The organism is Acinetobacter sp. CAU_H_56, assembly GCF_058599425.1.
Window position 1 is genome coordinate 1,588,198 of sequence record NZ_CM178654.1, and the last position, 20,068, is coordinate 1,608,265.

Below are 20,068 nucleotides of genomic sequence, written 5' to 3' on the forward strand. Positions count from 1 at the left end.
GCAAAACATATCAATAACTTCTACCTTAACTTCTGCCTTAACTTCTGCCTTTAAAATTAACTTGATAGCTTATTTTTACAAAAGGTGATCTACATTAATTTTTGAATAAGAAACTGTATTTCGTCCAATTTAATTTTGAATAGGTATTCATACAATTAATTTTGCTATAGTGAATTTTTCTCATCTTTTAATGAATTTATATCGTTTTACTCATCTTTAGATTCACGTTTAAATGAAGTTATACAGAAATTTGGCTTTATTTAAAAATTAGGATAGTGAATCCCCATGGGTAATCAATTTACATGCTCAATCAAGCGCATTCGTTTCGATGAAAATTATCAACCAGCAGACAACACACGTTTAACAACCAACTTTGCCAATCTGGCACGTGGTGAAAGTCGACAGGAAAATCTGCGCAGAACTCTGGCCATGATTAATCAGCGTTTTAATTCATTAGCGACAAGTGATAATCCCAAAGGCGACCGTTATTCCCTTGAAATTGATATTATCTCTGCTGAACTTGATGTCGAAGGCAATGGTCAAACTTTCCCCTTTATCGAGATGCTAAAAAGTACCGTCATTGATCATCAAACCAATGAGCGCATTGAAGGCATGATTGGCAATAGCTTTTCATCTTATGTACGTGATTATGACTTTAGCGTTGTATTGCCATCCATCAGCGATAAAACTGATGCAAAGCTTGACGACTTTGGCGATTTGCACGGTAAACTTTATCAGCATTTAATTCATTCAGATGTGTTTAAAGCCGAGTTTAAGAAACAGCCGGTGATTTGTCTGAGTGTATCTACCACGAAAACCTATTACCGTACTGCACATGTGCATCCTGTACTCGGTGTGGAATATAAAAATGATGATTATTCACGTACAGATGCATACTTCAAGAAGATGGGCTTAAGCGTTCGCTATTTCAAACCTGAACATGGCAATGCGCCGTTGGCATTCTATTTTGCCGGTGACTTATTGCGTGATTACACGGACTTCGAACTTATCAGTGCGATCAGTACCATGGAAAGTTTCCAGAAGATTTATCGTCCTGAAATTTACAACACCAATTCGCCTGCAGGTTTGATCTATCAACCAAGCCTGAATTATCAGGATTATTCGTTGACACAAATCGTTTACGACCGTGTGGAGCGTAGTCAATTAGCAGTTAAGCAGGGCAAATGGACAGAAGAAAATTTTATTAAGCCGTATAAAGACATTCTTGAAAAGTGGGCCGCAAATTTTACTGTAGATAATGCTCATCAAGTCCATGCTGCCTGAATGAAGAAATAAATTAACGAATATAGAGATAGAAGATTAGACATGAGCATTTTACTCCCAACATCTACAGCTGGCAGCTTACCGAAACCATCTTGGCTTGCCGAACCTGAGCAACTTTGGTCACCCTGGAAACTGGAAGGCGAGCAGCTTCTTGAAGCCAAGCGAGATGCTTTGCGCTTGTCCCTGCATGAGCAACTACAGGCAGGCATTGATATCGTCAGTGATGGCGAACAAACCCGTCAACACTTTGTGACCACCTTTATTGAACATCTGGAAGGTGTGGATTTCGAAAAGCGTGAGACGGTGCGTATTCGAAATCGCTATGATGCGAGTGTGCCATCCGTCGTGGGTGCTGTCGCTCGCAAGAAACCTGTATTTGTAGATGATGCCAAGTTCTTGCGTAGTCAAACTAAGCAGCCAATCAAATGGGCGTTGCCGGGTCCAATGACCATGATCGATACGCTTTATGATGCTCATTATAAGAGTCGTGAAAAACTGGCTTGGGAATTTGCAAAAATCCTGAATCAGGAAGCACTTGAACTCGAAGCAGCAGGTGTAGATATCATCCAGTTTGATGAGCCTGCATTTAATGTATTCTTTGATGAAGTAAATGACTGGGGCATTGCCACATTAGAACGTGCGCTTGAAGGTCTGAAATGTGAAACAGCAGTACATATCTGCTATGGCTATGGTATTAAAGCGAATACGGACTGGAAAAAGACTCTAGGTTCAGAGTGGCGCCAATACGAAGCAATTTTTCCGAAACTGCAAAAGTCTAAGATCGACATTGTTTCACTTGAATGCCAAAACTCTCATGTACCAATGGATCTGATTGAATTGATTCGTGGCAAAAAAGTCATGGTCGGCGCCATAGATGTCGCAACCAATCAAATTGAAACACCAGAACAGGTTGCAGATACTTTACGAAAGGCGCTTCAGTTCGTGGATGCTGACAAGCTGTATCCTTCAACCAACTGTGGTATGGCACCTTTATCGCGTCAAGTCGCACAAGGCAAACTGAATGCTTTAAGTGCTGGCGCAGCTATTGTTCGTCAAGAACTGACAGCCTGAGTATTCATTTGTCTTAAGAGCTGTATAAGGAATACATGTACTTTTACCGCTCTTCATCAAAGCGATAGTCAATTAGGGATTTAAGAGATGATTGAAGCGACTGACTTTAGAAATGCAATGTCCTTACTCACCACAGCAGTGAATGTCATTACAACCTCGGGTGAGACGGGAATGCATGGTTTTACGGCATCTGCCGTATGCAGCGTAACCGATACGCCACCGACATTGCTGGTCTGTATGAATCAGTCATCTCGATCACATGTGCATTTTATTGAGAACAAAATTTTGTCAGTGAACGTCTTGGGTCCACAACACGAACAGATTTCCAATGCATTTGCATCCAGCAAATTCAGTTCTGAACGAAGATTTCAATTAGGTTCTTGGACAATACTAAAAACAGGCTCACCTGTACTAGGCGATGCATTAGTGAGTTTTGACTGTGAAATCGAGAATATCCAGCAAGTAGGGACACATAGTATCTTTATGTGTCGAGTGGTTGCGATTCAACGGAGCGAACAAGATCAGAGCCTGGTGTATTTTAATCGTACTTACCATTCGGTTGGACAGTTAGAATTTGCTTGAATGAAAATGAGAAAAATGACAATAAGATAATGTGGATTTTCTCATTTTTAAGATTTGTATCGAATTTAACAAATCAAAAGCAATCGATATTCACCCTCATTTTCAACCGGAGCCCGATGTACACAAGGTAGGGCTCTTTGGGCTGGATGATCGACTGCCAATCGCCAAAGATGTCCCTGACCTAAATTTACAGGTTTTGCATCAGGCTTAGGTTGATAATGCAGATCAAAGAAATACTCTTCCAGAAAATCTTTAAATCCGGCTTCTGGGCCATCATATAATTCTTTCAGCTTTGCCCTGATTTCTGGAATCAGAATCTTTTGTTCCACCTGATCATTGGGCAAGATATCGCTTGCAGCGCCATGATAGGTACATAAGAAAGTATCTGTTTCAATCGGTGAGCGATCGACATGAAATGAATAGACATCTGTAGTAATGAAATCGAGCTCATCATCCCGTTCATAGCACTTAAGTAAATTGAGTGAAGGGGAAGCGCCGTAGTCAGTCAGTCGCTGTATATCTTCTAAGATAATCTTTCTTGCCAGATGACCGCTTTCTGACAGCTGGAGTTTCATAAGATCATCAATTGAAACTTCAGTCATATTTTCCTGTAAATGAAGCTTATTCACGATCTCGGCAAAATCACCCGCTAAATTTCTAGACCAGCAAATCGCATTCATCGCACCCTTAAAATCCGAATTAACGAGTTCTGAAAAGTTTGAGACTACACGAATTTGTTTATTGCCTGAAAATTGATTATGCATGCTTAAGTGAAATGACTTATGAACTATGCCTAATATTACCCTTAGATTCCTCAAAATAACTTTATGAGCTCATAAAAAAAGAGATTTTAAAACCTAAAATCTCTTTCCTTTCACAGTATCTTAATTTTCAGCTTGTGCTTTGGCTGCAATATTACTTTTATAGATAAAAAATAGTGCAACAGCTAATAGGGCAATTGCTGCTAGTCTGGATCCATCTAAATGAATCACCGGATTATTCAACCATCCAAAATGATCGATGAGCAGACTCATTAATAACTGGCCACTAATGACGGCGACAGTGGTGGCAGCAGCGCCCAGTCTAGGCATAGCAAATACAATCGTAAGCATATAGGCCACGCCAAAAAATGCACCTGTTAATTGCCATCTTGGTGCGGTGAATAAATTCAATGCATGGTTGGGTTCAAGAAAGAAAGCGATTAGAAAACTGACTAGAGCACCTAAGACAAAGGTCAGCCAAGAACTTTCTAATACACCTACTTTAGCACCCAAACGACCATTAATTGAAGATTGAGTACATAAAACTGCTCCGCCAAAAATAACGACTAATAACATTATATAAATCATGGAGAAGCTTCCTTATTGAATAAGCCATAATGCAGCTAAAATAGCTACCAGCGCGCCAATACGATATTTGTCTACAGCCCGTTTATGGCTACCTAACAAACCCCAGTGATCAATAATAAGACTGGTTGCAACCTGGCCAAACAGGATGCCCACCATGGTCAGGCCAACGCCAATATGAGGTGTCGCTACAGTTAAAGCCACTACATATATAGGGCCTAATATACCGCCAGTCAGTTGCCACCGTGGCTGCTTGAACATGAGAGAAAGCTTTGGACGGTTGAAGATCAACCCCAAGGTTAAGAGCAGTGATCCGATCGCGAAAATTCCTAAGGTCGCCCAGAAATGGCCAATTTCTTCCCCGAGTGGACCCAGTAAACCCGCTTCAACAGATAACCCCATACCTGCAAGAACGACTAATGGGAAAATCCACAACTGTTTCATATATGCTTTCCAAAGGAAGAAAGCACCGAATTATATTCTCTTATTTAAAAGCTACAATTCCACAATTTTTCAAAACATAATTGCTATTATGACAATAATAAAATGATTGAATTAAATTCAGGGACAGATCAATTATGCAACTCAATGCATTACGCTATTTTGTGATGGTGTCAACGACAGGCAGTTTTTCAGCTACAGCAAAGCATTTTCAGGTTCCATCTTCCTCAGTATCTCGTTTTATTTCCAAACTTGAACAGGAAATTGGACAGCAACTTTTTTATCGTAATACACGCTCTGTTCGCCTGACTGAGATAGGTGAAAAGTACTTTGTGCAAATTAAGGAAGTACTGGATACGCTAGATCTGGCCAATGAAGAAATTTCTGGTAAAAACGCGATCAGAGGGTTAATTCGTATCAATACAGCGGTTGCGCTGGGGAGGCTACATATATCGCGTATAGTGAATAAATTGCATGATAGCTTTCCAGATCTTTCAGTCGAGCTAATCTTGACGGATACTTTTATTGATCCTGTACAAGAAGGCGTAGACATTGCGATAAGGATTGGCTCATTACAGGATTCAGCATTAATTGCACGCAAGGTCTGTGATCAACAGTATGTGCTGTGTGCGAGTCCTGCATATCTTGAAAAATATGGAACTCCACATTCTCCACACGAGATTCAGAATCATCAATGTCTGGTGTATAAGGGCGTTTCCGGAAGCCAACGCTGGTATTTCCGTCAGCAAGAGCATGACACTCCGGTTTTAATTGAGCCACAAGGGCCTTTAAGAAGTAATAATGCAGAAGTCCTGGTAGATGCGGCATTGGAAGGACGGGGGATTGTATTATTTCCAACCTGGATTTTTACGGAAGACTATTTCAAAACACATAAACTGGTTCAACTCCTTCCTAACTGGATCAGTACAGTAGAGCCTTATTCTATAGGGATTCATCTGGTTTCTCCCGAAAACAGAATTCGTTCACAAAAAGTCAGAACTGTGCTTGATTTCATTTTAAAAGAAATTGGAGATCCGCCGTACTGGGATAATATTCTTAAATTATAAAATTTTTATGATCTAATTAGAGAAAGCTTCAATGGTTTTTTAGTTATCCCTTTTTTGATCAACAAGGATTCTAAGGAAGAGCTAAGATTAAAAGCATCAAATGGATGAATTTATACGATTTCAAATTTCTAACTTTAGATTTTATCTACACATCGCAATTGCGAAACTCTTAACTATCGTTAAATGTATCTGCATTATTGCGATAAATCCAAAATTAAAATAAAAAAGCCTATCTCATTCGAAATAGGCTTTTTTACCTCTGAGGAATCTTCTCGTCATTTAATTCAGTAAGAATGCTATGGCTTAAAGACTGATAATCATATTATGAGAATATGAATAGTTTTTCAAACATAATTTAAATTTTATTTGGTTAAATTATTACGAATGTCACTGGTGCTTTCAGGATGGTAGAGGAACTTATTTTCAATAATCTGTGCTTTCTCCTGAAGAATTTGTACTAATTTTTCCAGATTTACAAAATCAAATCTATTTTTTGAGGCTAATAAAGTAAGCGCTAAGGGCGGTTCTTTAAGAGAGAATTTAACTGGGACAGACAAAGCTGCAACTTGAGGATCAAGTTCACCACTAGAATAATAATACCCCTGTTTTTTGATCTTTCTCATTTGTTCCAGAAAAGCGGTTTCATTCTGCACAAATCCTACTTCTGCAAATGCATCTTCATAACGTTGGTAATAATCAAGCAACGCTTGTTTCGATAAATGTGCCATGATGACTTTTGAAGATGAACCTACATAGACCGGACGTGGACAACCGCGTCCAAATGAAAGCAGATGTGCATTTTTAAAGACTTCGTCATGTAAGTCGATACACGAATCATAATTGAGATGAGTCAATATACAAGAGAACTCAGTCCGTTCGACGATTTCCTGCATAAAGGGAATGCTGATCTGTACCAAAGGATCAGTTTTTCTTGAAATATAATCCAGAACAGCAATTTTTGAACCCAATGTATAGTCACCGGATGTGCCACTTATTCGCTGTAAAAGTTCAGCCGATACCAATTCTTTTAAATAGCGATAACTGGTGGGTTTGGAGAGGTTTAATTCTTCACTGATGATATCTACATTAATCACTGAACGTGATAACGAAAATAGATCGAGAACCGTAAGAATTTTTCCAAAACTTGCTTGCGCCATAAAAAAACCTGAAGTGCTGACCATTGAAAAAGGTGATGACTCACTTTAGCTTAAAAGAGGGCAGTAGAGGCAACTATTTACCTGAAATTCTCGAATCATGAGGATATAGGAAGAAAAGAGATAAATATTCAGCTTAACGGCCTATGCAATGATAAAAAAACCATACTTATTCTCATATAGAGATATTTTTATTGACATTAATGCGTTTATTTGAAAAAATTAATTACGCAAATATCCAATGATGATTAATTAAGCAAATTGTTCTCTTTTGCTTTTTATATTTTCATCAACCAGTTTCAGTTCAATCAACTGAATATTCTAATTTTATAGACTTTCAACAAGTAAAAATTTTGTCACTGAGTTCTTTGGGCTTGGTGAGCAGGTTATTTGCTTTAGAAAATAAAATAAGCTCTTAGAGAGAAACGATGCTGCTTATAAAATCTTTACTCGCATTTCGTCCAAATAAAATGGACTGGATTTTTGCGACTAAAACGTTTGTGGCTGGTATTTTGGCGCTCTACGTTGCGTTGAGTTTGGATCTTGCTTATCCGATTTGGGCTATTGGCACAGTTTTCGTTATTGCCAATCCTTATACGGGAATGACCGCTTCAAAAAGTATCTATCGTGTACTAGGTACTTTATTAGGCGCAATTGTGGCAGTTGCAGTTACTCCTTGGCTAATCAATACGCCGTGGTTGTTTACGCTGTTTTTATCCTGTTGGGTTGGTCTTTGCTTATATTTCTCTCTGCTTGATCGTACACCGCGCAGTTATATATTGATGCTGGCTGGATATACGACTGTCATTATCTGCTTCAATATCATTTACTTTATTGATACTGCCTCATTATTTGATATGGCGGTAGGACGCTTTCTGGAAATTACTATTGGCGTCGTTTGCAGCGCGATTGTGACGACGACCATATTTCCAATGCATATTGGCCCCGCAGTGAAAAGTCGTGTCAGTAAAACCTTAGCGGATACTCAGCAGATTTTTAATAAAATTCTATTGGAACCACGTCAAGACCAGAACTACACAAAAGCTTTGAGTCAATTGGCTGGAGATATTGCAGATATTCATGTCATGGCTGTGCATTTAAGCTATGAAAAGTCAGCTCTACAAGGAATGACCAAACCACTGCAGGAAATGCTGAACCAGATCACAATGCTGGTGAGTAATTTGGTGGCGATGTCTGAACGCATGCAACAGTTAGACTTCATTGATACAGGATATCGCCAGTCATTGGCAGATTTACATTCTAAAATTAATACATATCTAACTGATGAACATACATTACAAGAGTCTGAACTGAATCATCTTCCTGCTGATTTTGAAACAGATTTCCTGAAAATTTTTGAACATTCAAAAGATGATCAAATTGTGATATTGAAAAGCTTGAAAATGGATATCCGCCATTTCATTCAGAATATCCATGCGATTAAGTTGATCTGGCAGCGAATTCAGCAAGGGGATACTTCACTGCCTGAAATGATTGTTCCACTTACTACAAACTATCCAACTCTGCATCGTGATCATGGCGTAGCAGTGCGGGGCGGGGTTTCTGCATGCCTCACTGTTTTTATTGCTACTGCCTTTTGGATCTTAAGCGGCTGGAAAGCAGGATTTATGCTGGCTGAAATGGCGGCAATCAGTGCTTGTATCTTAACGGCGCTGGATAATCCGGTGCCTGCATTGAAGCTGTTTATTCGTAGTAGCTTATATGCTTCGATCGTGATCTTCATATATGCCTATGGAATTTTTCCAAATATTATAGAATTCTGGCAGTTAGCACTTGTACTTGCACCATTCTGCATATATTGCCTGATGCTTTTTTTGCATCCACCCTTGGTTGGAATTGGTTTGCCTTTGTTGATGGGGACGATCATGGGGCTGAATTTTCAGAACCGTTATACCCTGGATCAAATTTCTTTCTTCGATGCAGCGATTGGTACAGTCATTGGGCCAATCATCGCTGTATTTATTATCCATATGATCCGTGCAATGTCGCCAGATATAACCGTACAGCGCATTTTGGCCATTCATAACCGAGCCATTCGTCAGGCACTTTATATCCCTTATGGGGTACGGTTCCGTAGCCATTTACGTATGATGATTGACCGCATCGGGGTATTGAACACTAAAGCAGTAGAATCAGAAGATCTGAAAAATAAAATCAATCAAGCACTCATTGAATCCAGCGCCATCGTGGATCTGGCACGGTTACAGGAACTCATACTCAAGTTACCTGAACAGCAGCCTTTGACCCAGCAACTCGAAGATCTTCAAATACAGCTGGATGAATATTTTCGTGCCAAAGAAATTGGACAAAATTATGATGCTGCCTTCACACAGTTAATTAACAAGATACAGGCTTTGGAAGCAGATCTCATCATGCAGGAACATACAGATGTTGTAGAACGGCTGCATATTTCACTCAACAATATTCGTAGCAGCTTATGTCATATCAAGACACCGCCAAGATATGCAGGCGCAGGAGATTAATACATGGGAGAACTGAATATTTATGGTGTGTATGTGCCGATTTTATTGATTCAAGCTGTGATTGCCTATGTACTGCTCAGAATCTTGATGAAGTGGCTAGATAAACTAGTCGCAAATGACTGGATCATCATGCCGAATATTTTCTATTTATGCACTTACGTACTTTTGCTGGGCGCCGTCCATTGGGCAGGCTTATTACTATGAGGTCTGATATTAAAATGATTGAGGAAAACCGTATATGACATCTGTCAATTTACGCAAATATTTGCGACCTGTACTTTTGACGGTAGTGGCTGTTCTCGCCATTTTAGTGATTCGACATATCTGGAATTATTATAATTCTGAGCCATGGACGAGGGACGGGCGTGTACGTGGTGATGTTATTCAGGTGTCATCAGATATTTCAGGCTTGGTCACAGAAGTGCTGGTGCAAGATAACCAGACCATCAAAAAAGGGCAGTCTCTATTTAAAATTGATGTTGAACGTCAAGAACTGGATGTTGAAGAGGCCCGTGCGGATCTTGCGAAAGCAAAAGCAGGTTTAGCGCAAGCTGAGGCTGAACTGGCAAATGCTAAAGCTAATGTCGTGAAATCCCAGGCGAGTATTCATCTGGCAGACAAAAATGCAAGCCGTTATTCAAGCTTAATGGATGGTGCTATTTCAAAACAGGAACAGGATCAGATTTTTGCTGCACGGGATGAATCACATGCCGAGCATGAGCAATCCTTAGCTGCAATCGAACAGGCCAAAGCGAATATTGAGCAGCAAAAAGCATTAATACAAGTCGCCGAGAATAACCTTAATCTTGCGCAACTTAATTTACATCGTTCAGAAGTTGTTGCTCCGGCAAATGGGACATTATCAAATTTTGAATTAAAAGAAGGGAACTATGTCAAAGTTGGCCAAGCGGTTGCAGCATTACTAGATCGCAAACAGCTCTATGTAGTGGGTTATTTTGAAGAAACTAAACTAGATAAAATTTACGTGGGAGCACCTGCCATCATTCAGCTGATGGGTGATTCGCAAAAACTTAAGGGCCATGTGCAAGGTATTGCCTCGGGGATCGAAGATCGCGAACGTACTGCTGGTTCAGGACTTTTAGCGAATGTGAATCCAACCTTTAGCTGGGTACGTTTAGCCCAACGTGTCCCTGTTAAGATTATTCTGGATGAGTTACCAAAGAATGAACTTGCCTTCGTTGCAGGACGAACAGCAACAGTGCATATAGAAAAGCAAGAAAAATAAACTGACCTGTAATTCAATAACACAAGGTTCTTGAGGAAAAGAGAACCTTGTCATGAATCCTGATTTAAAAGATCAAACAGCTATATGAAAACCCCAATAATAAGAAGTATATAATTCAATCAATAAATTACCTTGTCATTACATTTTTATTGACCATTCGTTCAATTTTTATATTTTCATATGAACTTTTTTAAACAGGAGGAATTTTTTATTATGAATGACGTAAGGCTTTTATATGTAAGTAAGTTCAAAGATGAGAGATATTCTACTTCTGAACTTTATAATATTTTAACAGAAGCCTTAGACTTTAATGAGTTACACAAAATCTTTGGCGCACTCTATTTCGGAAATAATTATTTTGTCCAGTGTTTGGAAGGCACTGAAGAAGGTGTAAAAGACCTTTTCTATAATCGAATAGTCAAAGATCCACGCCATAAGAACTGTGAAATTCTCTCTTATGAAATAATCGACTCATATCTTTTCTCTAGTTGGCACATGAAGTATGCCAATGTTCATAATGATCTCATTGAGTTCTTTATCAAGAATCATCATGATGGATTTAATCCTTATCTCCTGGATCCAGATACTATTCCTGCTTTTATAGAATTACTCAGACAGCACGAAGATGATTTATACAAAGCCCAGGTGATGGCTTAGTCAGCTTAAGATGTAACATGTGAAAAACTAATACTTACAAGCTTAACCAAGTCATAGGGTTCAACATCATGAGTCAAGATAATATTATAAAAGTGATCTGAGCGTACGTAAGATATAAGCATTTGATGAATAGCTACTTGTTCATCGCTACTTAACTCACTATATTTACTTAGTTCAGGTAAATCATGTTGTCTGTTCACTTTAGTCCTTATCAATCTTCAAGTTTTTATAGAGGACCAGAATTTTATCAATTTAGACAGGGCAGCACTTAGTTGTTTTGTATAAATAATTGAACTTTTTATGAATGATGCTGTACTACAACGCCGGCCAGATTAAAGCGCTAACTATAATTAAAACTGTAACTATAAGAGCGTAGAATACAATGTCTCAAATAAAAATTTATGCTTTAAATGAAACAATCGAAGTACATAGAATAGAACTGAGTAAAGCTATTCATCAAGCTTTAGTCAAAGAGCTAAGTGATGCCGAGGAAAAGATTTTTCAACGATTTATACCGTTAGAGTCTGAAAATGTTATTTACCAAAGGATCGATCTAGATCTTAGATCATTATCGAGATTTCAATGTTTGAAGGAAGAACAAAAGAGACCAAAAGAGTATTTATTTAGGCTTTATTTAAAAATATAAGTCATTTATTTGAGGTTAAATCTAATGATATTGAAATAATCATATTTAAAACTCCTAAAGAAAACTGGGGTATTCGAGGGAAAATTGCGGATGAGCTTCATCTAGGTTATGAGGTAAATATTTAATTGATTTATATAAAGAAAACCTTAAGACCAATCTTAATATCTACGTTCAACACGAATAAGAGGAAAAGAGATATTAACTAATTAGTGAGTGCTACATACAGGAATAGGCTATATGCATAATATCTTATTTAACATAATATACATTATACGAAATACATTTGTAAGCCCCAAGTAGAAATGTCCGGTTTCTCCAAAGTAAAAATGTCCGCCTTAGATTCGCACTTATTGCTGATCTTGGCGGACATACACATGTGAACATGGATCTTGAATAAATTGAGAAAGCTTAAGTCACATTTAAATTAAAACTCTTTTGTCACGCTTAATCCAGCACTCCAGTTACGACCTTCTGCAGGTTCATAGAAACGACCATTGCTTTCATTGACAATGACTGAGCCTGAATAATCCTTATCAAACAGATTATCTACGCGTGCAAACGTTTTTACAGACAAATCTTTGACATTCCAGTTATAGCCTACATTAGCCCCAGCCACTGTATAACTTGGTGCATATTGTGAGTTAATGTCGTTAACATAAATTCGGTCTGAGTAACGTACATCTATTCCACCATGTAAACCATTTTCAGGTTTCCATCCCAAACTAAAGAATGCCTGATTCTTAGCAATTCCAGGAATATAGTTACCTGACGAAACTGCAGCTACTGTACCAATTGCTGGAATATCGGCATCAAATGTTGCATCAATATAGCTATAGCTGGCTTGAGCTGTTAGATCACGCCAAAGATCTTTATTCCAAGATAGCTCTAATCCTTTTCTTAGAGTTTTATCTGCATTACGAAACGTTGAGCGCCCGCCATCACTTCCCGCAGAAACAATGTCATTTTTGGTTTGAGTCTGAAATGCTGCTAAGGTCATATCACCAAAGCGATTCGCAGATTTTAATCCTAGCTCATAAGTTTCACTTTCAGCCGCTTTTAAGCTTAATACATCGTTGCTACCATCAGCCGGATAAGCCATTTCGGTAAATGTAGGTGTTTCAAAACCTTGTGCATAGCTTGCATAAGTCATTAAATCAGGAAGAATTTTCCAACTGAATGCAACTGAAGGCAGTAATTTCTCATAAGTCGTTTTACCTGAATTATCGCCATTGCTTAGGTAACGGTCTTCAGATTTGAAATGCACATTACTATAACGTAAGCCTGCGTCTATATTTACAGTATCAGTGACGGCATAAGAGGCTTGCAGATAAGGATCTAGATTCCACAAAGTGTTATCTTCATCACGGCGTAGCTCGCCCTTAACCCCATATTGCGTGTCACCGATAAAATTTTGAAAACCTTTACGTTCTTCGGTCATGGCATCGATCTCAACACCGGCAATTAATTTTAAGTTTGGTAGTACTTTTTTGCCTGTCCAACGAACGTCAGTACCGTAAAAATTACGATCAAAATCAATCACACCACCCGCATGCTTTTTACCTAGCTGAATTGTATTAGGTATACAAACATCTGTGTCATCAACGTAAGCACATTTAGGCGTTGATTGATACTGGATTACAGAACGCTGTCCAGCATATGCCATAGCGTACAGTTCATGCTGATCATTGATCGGCTTATTCCATGTTAAGCCAGTTTGCACCTGCTCAATTTCTTTACGAGCATTGTATTTGGTGACATTACCAACCACTTGCTTCGGATTGGCTTCCCATTGTGGACGAGTCAAACCACCCGGATCATCTGCATCAATTTTGACATAGTTACTCACCCAGTTAATTTTAGAACCATCATCCAGGTCCCAAGTTAGCTTGGCATTATTCAGGACTTTATGCGCACTACTGTGGTCTCGGTAGCCATCAGTATCAAAATAAGATGAACTGATGACATAGCTAGGCTCAGAAGCATTGTCTGAGCCACCTTGTAACACCAGATTGGCTTGCCCTTTATTCTGACTGCCACCTGAATATCCAAAAGTGACTGAATCCGGACCTTGCCCTTCTCGGCTTTGAGTCAAGATGGTTCCACCAGAGGAATTGCCATATAGCGATGAAAATGGCCCGCTCAATACTTCAATATGATCCAAACTATTCAGGTCAATATTGGAGGTCTGTCCTTGTCCATCTGGCATGGTGGCAGGAATACCATCCACATATAAACGTACCCCGCGCACACCAAAAGTCGATCGAGCGCCAAAACCGCGCATGGAAATTTGCAGATCCTGGGCATAGTTTTCCCGGTTATTCAGCTGCAAACCTGGCACACCTTTTAAGGTTTCAGACAGGTTTACATTTAAGCTATTTTGTTGTTCCTGATTCAGATAATAGGCAGATGCCGGGGTTTCCAGAATGGCACGATCTGTACGGGTTGCTTCAACCACAATGGGAGCCAGTCGCTGTACCTCTGTAACCGGTTCTTCCGCATAAATTCCTTGACTGATACAAGCAATCAGACAGGATAAAGTCGATTTCATCGGCAACCGCGTGGTATGAAGATGCATAGCTAATATTCCTGATATCTGGCATTCACTCATGCCATGGGAGTTCAAACGTTTTAAAAGTGTCTTATTAATTTTGAAGACTCAGCATCTGCAAAAGATCAAACTGAATACTTGCAGGAAAGCCGAGCTAAAGGTTCATGATTTTATAATCAAGCTTTATTGTCATAACAGCCTGTATTTTGCATAAAAAAGCCTGACGAATCAGGCTTTTTTACTTAACTATAAAACTTCATTATTTATTGTCAGGTAGTGCATAGGCAACCAAAGAGTCACCCATTTTGGTACCGAAGGAACCATGGCCACCCGCCATAATCACAACATACTGCTTACCATTGGCTTCATAAGTCATTGGCGTCGCTTGACCACCTGCAGGTAGACGACCTTTCCACAGCTCATCACCATTAGTCACGTTGATCGCACGGATGTAATTGTCTTGAGTTGCACCGACAAACATCACATTACCTGCAGTCGAGATTGGACCACCTAACATTGGTACACCCATTTTAAATGGAGGCAATGGAATGCCCGGCATACTGTCACGAATCGTACCGATACGACGTTTCCAAGCGATTTCATGATTGGTCAGATCAACACCAGCGACATAACCCCATGCAGGTTGCTTACATGGCAAGCCGAATGGAGACAGGAAGGCACTGATTTCAACACCATAAGGCACGCCATACATTGGTTGTACGCCCGCTTCAGTTCCTGCACCTTTGGCAGTTTTCTCACGGTTAGGATCCGCAGGAATCAAGCGAGTCACAAATGGCAAACCAATCGGATTGGTCAATGCAATTTGACGGTCTGGGTTGACTGACATGCCGCCCCATTCGAATACACCGAGGTTACCTGGGAATACTAACGTGCCATTTTCAGATGGAGGTGTATAAATACCGTCATAGTTTAATTTCTTGAACGATACACGACACATCAACTGGTCAAACATAGTGGCACCCCACATGTCTTTATCCGTCAATTTATCTTTAGGTGCCAGGTTAAAGTCAGAGAATGGTTGAGTTTTTGAATACCACTCGCCCTTAGTTTGCGGACCACGTTTTACTGACTGAGGTACTGGTTTTTCAGTAATCGGAACGATCGCTTCACCTGTACGACGGTCTAACACAAAGGCATTACCGGTTTTGGTCAGCACATAGATCGCTGGAACCATGTTCCCGTTTTTGTCTTTGATATCAGTTAATGTCGGTTGAGCTGGTACATCCATATCCCAAAGGTCATGATGGGTCGTCTGGAAGTTCCAGATCAATTTACCAGTTGACGCATTCAGTGCCAGCATTGAGTTCGCATAACGCTCATCTAGCTCAGTACGGTGACCACCGTAGATATCCGGTGTACCTACACCTGTTGGTACATAGACAATATCCAACTGTGCATCATAAGCCAATGGTGCCCATGCATTTGGCGAATTGTTTACAAATTTTTGTCCTGGAGCTGGAATCGCGTTTGGATCTTCTGCGCCAGTATCAAATACCCATAATAATTCACCGGTATTTACGTCATAACCACGGATCACACCTGAAGGTTCTTCAGTTGAGTAATTATCAGTGGTTGAACCCGCGATAATGATGGTTGTACCTGTAATTACTGGAGGTGAAGTCGGGTTATAACCGCCTGGATATGGGAATGGCATATCTTTTTGCAGATCAACTTCACCATTGTTACCAAAGTCAGAACATACTTTACCCGTAGTCGCATTCACTGCAACCAGGCGTCCATCATTGACTGGTAAGATCACTTTTTGAGGACATTCAGCAGAAGTTGTTGAGCGTGCAGCCAGACTGCTTTCAAAACCTGCAGTATTGTTCGCATCATAATAAGATACGCCACGACAAGTTAAATGCTGGAAGGTATTGTCCGCTTTCAGTTTAGGGTCGAAACGCCATTTTTCCTTACCAGTTGCAGGATCGAGTGCAATCAGATATTGGTGAGTTGAACACATGAACAGGTTGTTCCCCACTTTAATTGGAGTCACCTGATTGGTCGTTTCACCAGAGTCTTTATCTGTTTTAGTATCGCCAGTACGGAATTCCCAAGCCAGTTCAAGATCTTTTACGTTTTCAGAATTGATCTGTTTTAATGGAGAATAACGTAAACCTGACTGAGTACGACCATAAGCAGGCCAGTCTTCATCGGCAATACCCGGAATGGCTTGATGGACTACAGGTTGTTGTGATTTTAATTCGCCACGGATTTCTTGCGGGTCATTAAATACAGAATAAATCATGACAGCAATCGTAATTGCCAGAGAGCCTGTCAGCGCCATTTTTGCCGCTTTGCTGTCACCAAAACCGCGAGTCACTGCAGGAATCAGCAGAGCCAGACCAAACAGGCCTAAAATATCTAGACGTGGTGCCAGTGCAAAGAAGTCTGAACCCACTTCCCAAAGACCCCATACCACTGTACCAAGGACCAATACTGCATAAACAATAAGGGCTGTGCTTTTACGTTTTTGTAATAACACGGCTGTCGCCAGGAAGAACAGACCGGCAATGATGTAGTACCAAGACCCACCAAGTGTTGCCAGATATATTCCTCCAAATAGCAGAACCAAACCGAAAATGGCAGCAATAGCTGCCAGAATCGTTTTCAGTACTGAACCTGAAGACGAAGTATTCATATTGAACACCTTTTTTTTGATTTCTTGAACGTCTAAGCACTTAAGCGGCATAGACACCATATTGTTAAGTTCTTAGTTATAAATACATGAATACTTGGAGTATCAGTTCATCAATGCCCCAAAGTAATGGAAGAATCAATTGTGTATTTGCAACTAAAAACTCCGATTAGAACGACGTATTAAACTTAATTCCACCCACCCAGACATTTTCACCGTCTTTATATGCACCGACATGATGGACATATTGCAGGTTTGGACGGATGGTCAGCCAGTTAGTTGCATGAATGCCGTAATAGATTTCCGCATCGACTTCTTCACTACGGTTACCCAATACATCATTGTTCATATTGATACGGGCAACACCCAAAGCGATTTCATCCTGTGGACGGGCATCCATCGCACCTTTGTAGACAAGACCGATATTTTGCATATCACTAACTTGGTTGGTTTTAGAGTCATGAACAGTGACGTTCACGAAACCGCTTAAACCACGTGATGTATCCCCTTGATGTGAAGTCAGCTGTTGCTTAGCTACAATCCAGCCCCCGTGATGATGACCTTTAGCATCTGAATTTGTATCAATGACATCTACATCAGCGGTGCTGTAGTAATAACCAGCACGATATTCACCTGGCAGTTTTTGCTCACCCAGTTTCGGTGTCCAGACCACTTCTGCAGGAATGATCGCGCCTTTAGAGCCGTCTGTGCTCAGGTTAAAGCCTTTGCCACGATTCTCAGCATTTTCAGGATTGTATTCATAAACCCCTACCTGAGTATAAACTTCCGGGGTAACGTTATATTTAACCCGCGCAGCCCATTGAGAAACTGGCCAGTTATACCATTGATCTCCTACCCAGTTACCCACTTGTGAACCACACAATGCCAGATTCTGGAAATCACAATCGAAACTGTTAAAGTCTTCACCTTCACCAAAACGACCGACTTTCACATCGAGTTTTTGATCCAGGAATTGTTTCTTGATCCAGAAATCTGTAAGACGCCAGGTTTGACCACGGCCCCATACTTCCTGTACTGAACTTAAATGACCATTTGCTTGATCAAGTGACTGACCATTTAATGCTTCAGAAGTATTGGAAAGGTTACGGCCATCGCGATGCGTCACGGTAATTTGAGCTTCAGTGTCCTTCCAGCCGGCAATTTTTTCCAAGTCTAGATGAGCACCCAGGTTTAACTGACCGGTATATTCTGTGCCATGGCTATTTGAGCGTTTCGCGTCAAGTAAAGTCGCCATTTCACCTGTATATCCAAAGCTAAAATCATAGCCCTGCTCTTGAAGCTGGATACGTTGACCATTCCAGTCACCCAACATCCACGGACTTTCTGCACTAAATGCATCAGCGGCCTGGGTAGTTGTATTTGCCAATAGCAATCCAACTAAGGATGTATAGACAGCCTTAGATAAGGGAGAAATAGACATTAAATGCTTCACCTTAATCACGTTTTTACTAAATATAGTACACTAATTTAATTTTTTAGTTTCAAATAATGAAGGAAAAGTATTAATAATGTTATGAAGTTTAGCTAATCTAATCCTTTTGTTAATTTTAATTTAAGAAAATTTTAAATTTTAAATTCAATAATTTAAGAGAAAATAAATATAATATTAATAAAAATAATACCACCTATAAATAATTCTTCTACATCAGTTCTTTTGTACAAAAAATTACTAATTCGAATTGCGTAACAAAAAAACATTTAGTCTTTTGTGCATTTTTCATACTGAAACTTGATGGTCATCGCCTTTCTATTCTTGAGTTTCTTAGCGAGGAAAATTGAAAAAATCTGGTTTTATAAAGGTATCTATAATCATTAAATGAGATAAAGAGTGATCTATACTAAATAAATAAAGTTTAAATATATGTAAAAATTAAAATTATTGGCTCTTTATAGTTGATTATAGATGTATATCTTGTTTAATCTCTTCTATCAAGATTCTTATTGACCACCTTATATAGGCTTTATCTTTTAATGGGTGATATTGAGTAAATCAAGTAATGATCATTAACTTTATTGAATCGCTACAAAATATGTAATGATTCGAGTTTAAAACTAAATAAAAAAATATTTTAATAATAAATATTAAATTTAAAAACAATAATTTGTATCAATATAAATATATTATTTATTTTAGAGTCTACCGAAATATCTTCCTTTATTCCTACTTGCAATTAAAGCTTTTCAGTCACATGATTAAGTGATCAAGGCTGCATATCAAGTGAGTAAAATCATGACGCCTGAACAACGCTTCCAGGCCATTTTGGCCCAATCCAAGCAGCATGATGAAGAAAAATCCCAGCGCTCAAAGCTGGAAAATAATCTGATCGTGCTCAGTCATGAACTGAAGGAACTCGCAGAACGCATTGAGGAACAAGTCACTGATCTCATCTTCGCTGAAATGGATCATTTTCTAGAATCTCAAGGCTGGAATTCAGAATTTATTAATACCAGAAATAAAAGATATACCCTGAATGAAAAAAATATTTATCTCAGCGCGCTTAAGCCAGCGATTGGAAAATTTTTATTTGTGATTAAGCATGACCTGTTTGAAAATACTGAACATCAGGTGGAAGCCTGCTTTAAGGATAGTACGACCTTGAGTCATTTTAAAACTGCCATGCAAGGTGGAGATCTTAAAAATGATATCCCGATCAAGGCGCTTGAAGAATGGTTAAAAGGCTTGCAGTTGACACTGCAAAAATTAAAAGCTGAAAGTAACAACCTTCAGGCTGATGGTCTGACCTATGAAGTGATCAAGGTCGGTCAGATCCATCATAAAAGACTGCCTAACTTTATCGAAGCCTTTTTATCCATTCTGGAGCATAGATAAGTCTGTTTAAAG

General features: G+C 39.4%; 16 protein-coding genes and 2 pseudogenes. 10 read left to right on the forward strand and 8 right to left on the reverse strand.

What is annotated here, in order from left to right:
• Window positions 1-285: 285 nt before the first annotated feature.
• From AC4MCC_RS07685 to AC4MCC_RS07695, 3 genes are all read left to right on the forward strand, one after another.
• Complete coding sequence (locus tag AC4MCC_RS07685; RefSeq protein ID WP_491875834.1) at window positions 286-1,284, forward strand: putative oxygenase MesX; 999 nt, start codon at window positions 286-288, stop codon at window positions 1,282-1,284.
• Between the two features lie 42 nt (window positions 1,285-1,326).
• A complete protein-coding gene (locus tag AC4MCC_RS07690) occupies window positions 1,327-2,355 on the forward strand; it encodes a methionine synthase (protein WP_491885078.1) in 1,029 nt (342 codons plus the stop codon).
• Between the two features lie 87 nt (window positions 2,356-2,442).
• Window positions 2,443-2,937 (forward strand): flavin reductase, encoded by a 495-nt coding sequence (locus AC4MCC_RS07695; RefSeq protein ID WP_159123555.1) that lies wholly within the window; start codon window positions 2,443-2,445, stop codon window positions 2,935-2,937.
• A 65-nt stretch (window positions 2,938-3,002) separates the two neighbouring features.
• On the opposite strand, the gene AC4MCC_RS07700 is transcribed toward AC4MCC_RS07695, so the two are convergent.
• From AC4MCC_RS07700 to AC4MCC_RS07710, 3 genes are all read right to left on the reverse strand, one after another.
• A complete protein-coding gene (locus AC4MCC_RS07700; protein ID WP_491880910.1) occupies window positions 3,003-3,701 on the reverse strand; it encodes a DUF1826 domain-containing protein in 699 nt (232 codons plus the stop codon).
• Window positions 3,702-3,821: 120 nt separating this feature from the next.
• The gene (locus tag AC4MCC_RS07705) at window positions 3,822-4,286 is read right to left on the reverse strand and encodes a DMT family transporter (RefSeq protein ID WP_491880909.1); all 465 of its coding nucleotides are present in this window, start codon (window positions 4,284-4,286) and stop codon (window positions 3,822-3,824) included.
• Between the two features lie 12 nt (window positions 4,287-4,298).
• Complete coding sequence (locus tag AC4MCC_RS07710) at window positions 4,299-4,727, reverse strand: DMT family transporter (RefSeq protein WP_180012210.1); 429 nt, start codon at window positions 4,725-4,727, stop codon at window positions 4,299-4,301.
• A gap of 134 nt (window positions 4,728-4,861) precedes the next feature.
• On the opposite strand from AC4MCC_RS07710, the gene AC4MCC_RS07715 reads away from it, so the two are divergent.
• Window positions 4,862-5,791: a LysR family transcriptional regulator gene (locus tag AC4MCC_RS07715; protein WP_419364246.1), complete on the forward strand. Its 930-nt coding sequence runs from the start codon at window positions 4,862-4,864 to the stop codon at window positions 5,789-5,791.
• A 362-nt stretch (window positions 5,792-6,153) separates the two neighbouring features.
• Here the strand turns inward: AC4MCC_RS07715 and AC4MCC_RS07720 are convergent, their stop codons facing one another.
• Window positions 6,154-6,948, reverse strand: a complete 795-nt coding sequence (locus AC4MCC_RS07720) for an IclR family transcriptional regulator (RefSeq protein ID WP_491885079.1) — start codon at window positions 6,946-6,948, stop codon at window positions 6,154-6,156.
• Between the two features lie 425 nt (window positions 6,949-7,373).
• Here AC4MCC_RS07720 and AC4MCC_RS07725 point away from each other — a divergent pair, with 425 nt between their 5' ends.
• The 4 genes from AC4MCC_RS07725 (at window position 7,374) to AC4MCC_RS07740 (ending at window position 11,352) form a co-directional block, all read left to right on the forward strand.
• On the forward strand, window positions 7,374-9,449 hold the full coding sequence (locus AC4MCC_RS07725; RefSeq protein WP_491885080.1) for an FUSC family protein: 2,076 nt from the start codon (window positions 7,374-7,376) through the stop codon (window positions 9,447-9,449).
• A 3-nt stretch (window positions 9,450-9,452) separates the two neighbouring features.
• Window positions 9,453-9,653: a DUF1656 domain-containing protein gene (locus AC4MCC_RS07730; protein WP_034706223.1), complete on the forward strand. Its 201-nt coding sequence runs from the start codon at window positions 9,453-9,455 to the stop codon at window positions 9,651-9,653.
• Window positions 9,654-9,687: 34 nt separating this feature from the next.
• Window positions 9,688-10,695 carry an HlyD family secretion protein gene (locus AC4MCC_RS07735; RefSeq protein WP_491885081.1) on the forward strand — a complete coding sequence of 336 codons (1,008 nt, stop codon included), beginning with the start codon at window positions 9,688-9,690 and terminating at the stop codon, window positions 10,693-10,695.
• Window positions 10,696-10,908: 213 nt separating this feature from the next.
• Window positions 10,909-11,352 carry a BLUF domain-containing protein gene (locus AC4MCC_RS07740; RefSeq protein ID WP_491885082.1) on the forward strand — a complete coding sequence of 148 codons (444 nt, stop codon included), beginning with the start codon at window positions 10,909-10,911 and terminating at the stop codon, window positions 11,350-11,352.
• A 17-nt stretch (window positions 11,353-11,369) separates the two neighbouring features.
• Here AC4MCC_RS07740 and AC4MCC_RS07745 read toward each other — a convergent pair.
• Window positions 11,370-11,552, reverse strand: a pseudogene (locus AC4MCC_RS07745) (hypothetical protein); the annotation flags it as partial.
• 182 nt (window positions 11,553-11,734) lie between these two features.
• Here AC4MCC_RS07745 and AC4MCC_RS07750 point away from each other — a divergent pair.
• Window positions 11,735-12,123: pseudogene (locus tag AC4MCC_RS07750) on the forward strand (tautomerase family protein).
• A 299-nt stretch (window positions 12,124-12,422) separates the two neighbouring features.
• On the opposite strand, the gene AC4MCC_RS07755 reads toward AC4MCC_RS07750, so the two are convergent.
• The 3 genes from AC4MCC_RS07755 to AC4MCC_RS07765 form a co-directional block, all read right to left on the reverse strand.
• Window positions 12,423-14,573 carry a TonB-dependent receptor domain-containing protein gene (locus AC4MCC_RS07755; protein WP_491880903.1) on the reverse strand — a complete coding sequence of 717 codons (2,151 nt, stop codon included), beginning with the start codon at window positions 14,571-14,573 and terminating at the stop codon, window positions 12,423-12,425.
• A 232-nt stretch (window positions 14,574-14,805) separates the two neighbouring features.
• Window positions 14,806-17,208, reverse strand: coding sequence for a glucose/quinate/shikimate family membrane-bound PQQ-dependent dehydrogenase (locus AC4MCC_RS07760; RefSeq protein WP_491885083.1), 2,403 nt, complete (start codon window positions 17,206-17,208; stop codon window positions 14,806-14,808).
• Window positions 17,209-17,374: 166 nt separating this feature from the next.
• The gene (locus AC4MCC_RS07765) at window positions 17,375-18,646 is read right to left on the reverse strand and encodes a carbohydrate porin (RefSeq protein ID WP_491880901.1); all 1,272 of its coding nucleotides are present in this window, start codon (window positions 18,644-18,646) and stop codon (window positions 17,375-17,377) included.
• A gap of 810 nt (window positions 18,647-19,456) precedes the next feature.
• Here AC4MCC_RS07765 and AC4MCC_RS07770 point away from each other — a divergent pair.
• On the forward strand, window positions 19,457-20,056 hold the full coding sequence (locus AC4MCC_RS07770) for a hypothetical protein (RefSeq protein ID WP_034706654.1): 600 nt from the start codon (window positions 19,457-19,459) through the stop codon (window positions 20,054-20,056).
• The last annotated feature ends 12 nt before the right edge of the window (window positions 20,057-20,068 follow it).

Excerpts from the sequence above, each read along its gene's own strand:
- AC4MCC_RS07715 (WP_419364246.1), top strand. The coding sequence starts at position 4,862 with ATGCAACTCAATGCATTACGCTATTTTGTGATGGTGTCAACGACAGGC.
- AC4MCC_RS07755 (WP_491880903.1), bottom strand. The coding sequence starts at position 14,573 with ATGCATCTTCATACCACGCGGTTGCCGATGAAATCGACTTTATCCTGT.
- AC4MCC_RS07765 (WP_491880901.1), bottom strand. The coding sequence starts at position 18,646 with ATGTCTATTTCTCCCTTATCTAAGGCTGTCTATACATCCTTAGTTGGA.
- AC4MCC_RS07695 (WP_159123555.1), top strand. The coding sequence starts at position 2,443 with ATGATTGAAGCGACTGACTTTAGAAATGCAATGTCCTTACTCACCACA.
- AC4MCC_RS07705 (WP_491880909.1), bottom strand. The coding sequence starts at position 4,286 with ATGATTTATATAATGTTATTAGTCGTTATTTTTGGCGGAGCAGTTTTA.
- AC4MCC_RS07710 (WP_180012210.1), bottom strand. The coding sequence starts at position 4,727 with ATGAAACAGTTGTGGATTTTCCCATTAGTCGTTCTTGCAGGTATGGGG.
- AC4MCC_RS07760 (WP_491885083.1), bottom strand. The coding sequence starts at position 17,208 with ATGAATACTTCGTCTTCAGGTTCAGTACTGAAAACGATTCTGGCAGCT.
- AC4MCC_RS07685 (WP_491875834.1), top strand. The coding sequence starts at position 286 with ATGGGTAATCAATTTACATGCTCAATCAAGCGCATTCGTTTCGATGAA.
- AC4MCC_RS07720 (WP_491885079.1), bottom strand. The coding sequence starts at position 6,948 with ATGGCGCAAGCAAGTTTTGGAAAAATTCTTACGGTTCTCGATCTATTT.
- AC4MCC_RS07700 (WP_491880910.1), bottom strand. The coding sequence starts at position 3,701 with ATGCATAATCAATTTTCAGGCAATAAACAAATTCGTGTAGTCTCAAAC.
- AC4MCC_RS07770 (WP_034706654.1), top strand. The coding sequence starts at position 19,457 with ATGACGCCTGAACAACGCTTCCAGGCCATTTTGGCCCAATCCAAGCAG.
- AC4MCC_RS07690 (WP_491885078.1), top strand. The coding sequence starts at position 1,327 with ATGAGCATTTTACTCCCAACATCTACAGCTGGCAGCTTACCGAAACCA.
- AC4MCC_RS07725 (WP_491885080.1), top strand. The coding sequence starts at position 7,374 with ATGCTGCTTATAAAATCTTTACTCGCATTTCGTCCAAATAAAATGGAC.
- AC4MCC_RS07730 (WP_034706223.1), top strand. The coding sequence starts at position 9,453 with ATGGGAGAACTGAATATTTATGGTGTGTATGTGCCGATTTTATTGATT.
- AC4MCC_RS07740 (WP_491885082.1), top strand. The coding sequence starts at position 10,909 with ATGAATGACGTAAGGCTTTTATATGTAAGTAAGTTCAAAGATGAGAGA.
- AC4MCC_RS07735 (WP_491885081.1), top strand. The coding sequence starts at position 9,688 with ATGACATCTGTCAATTTACGCAAATATTTGCGACCTGTACTTTTGACG.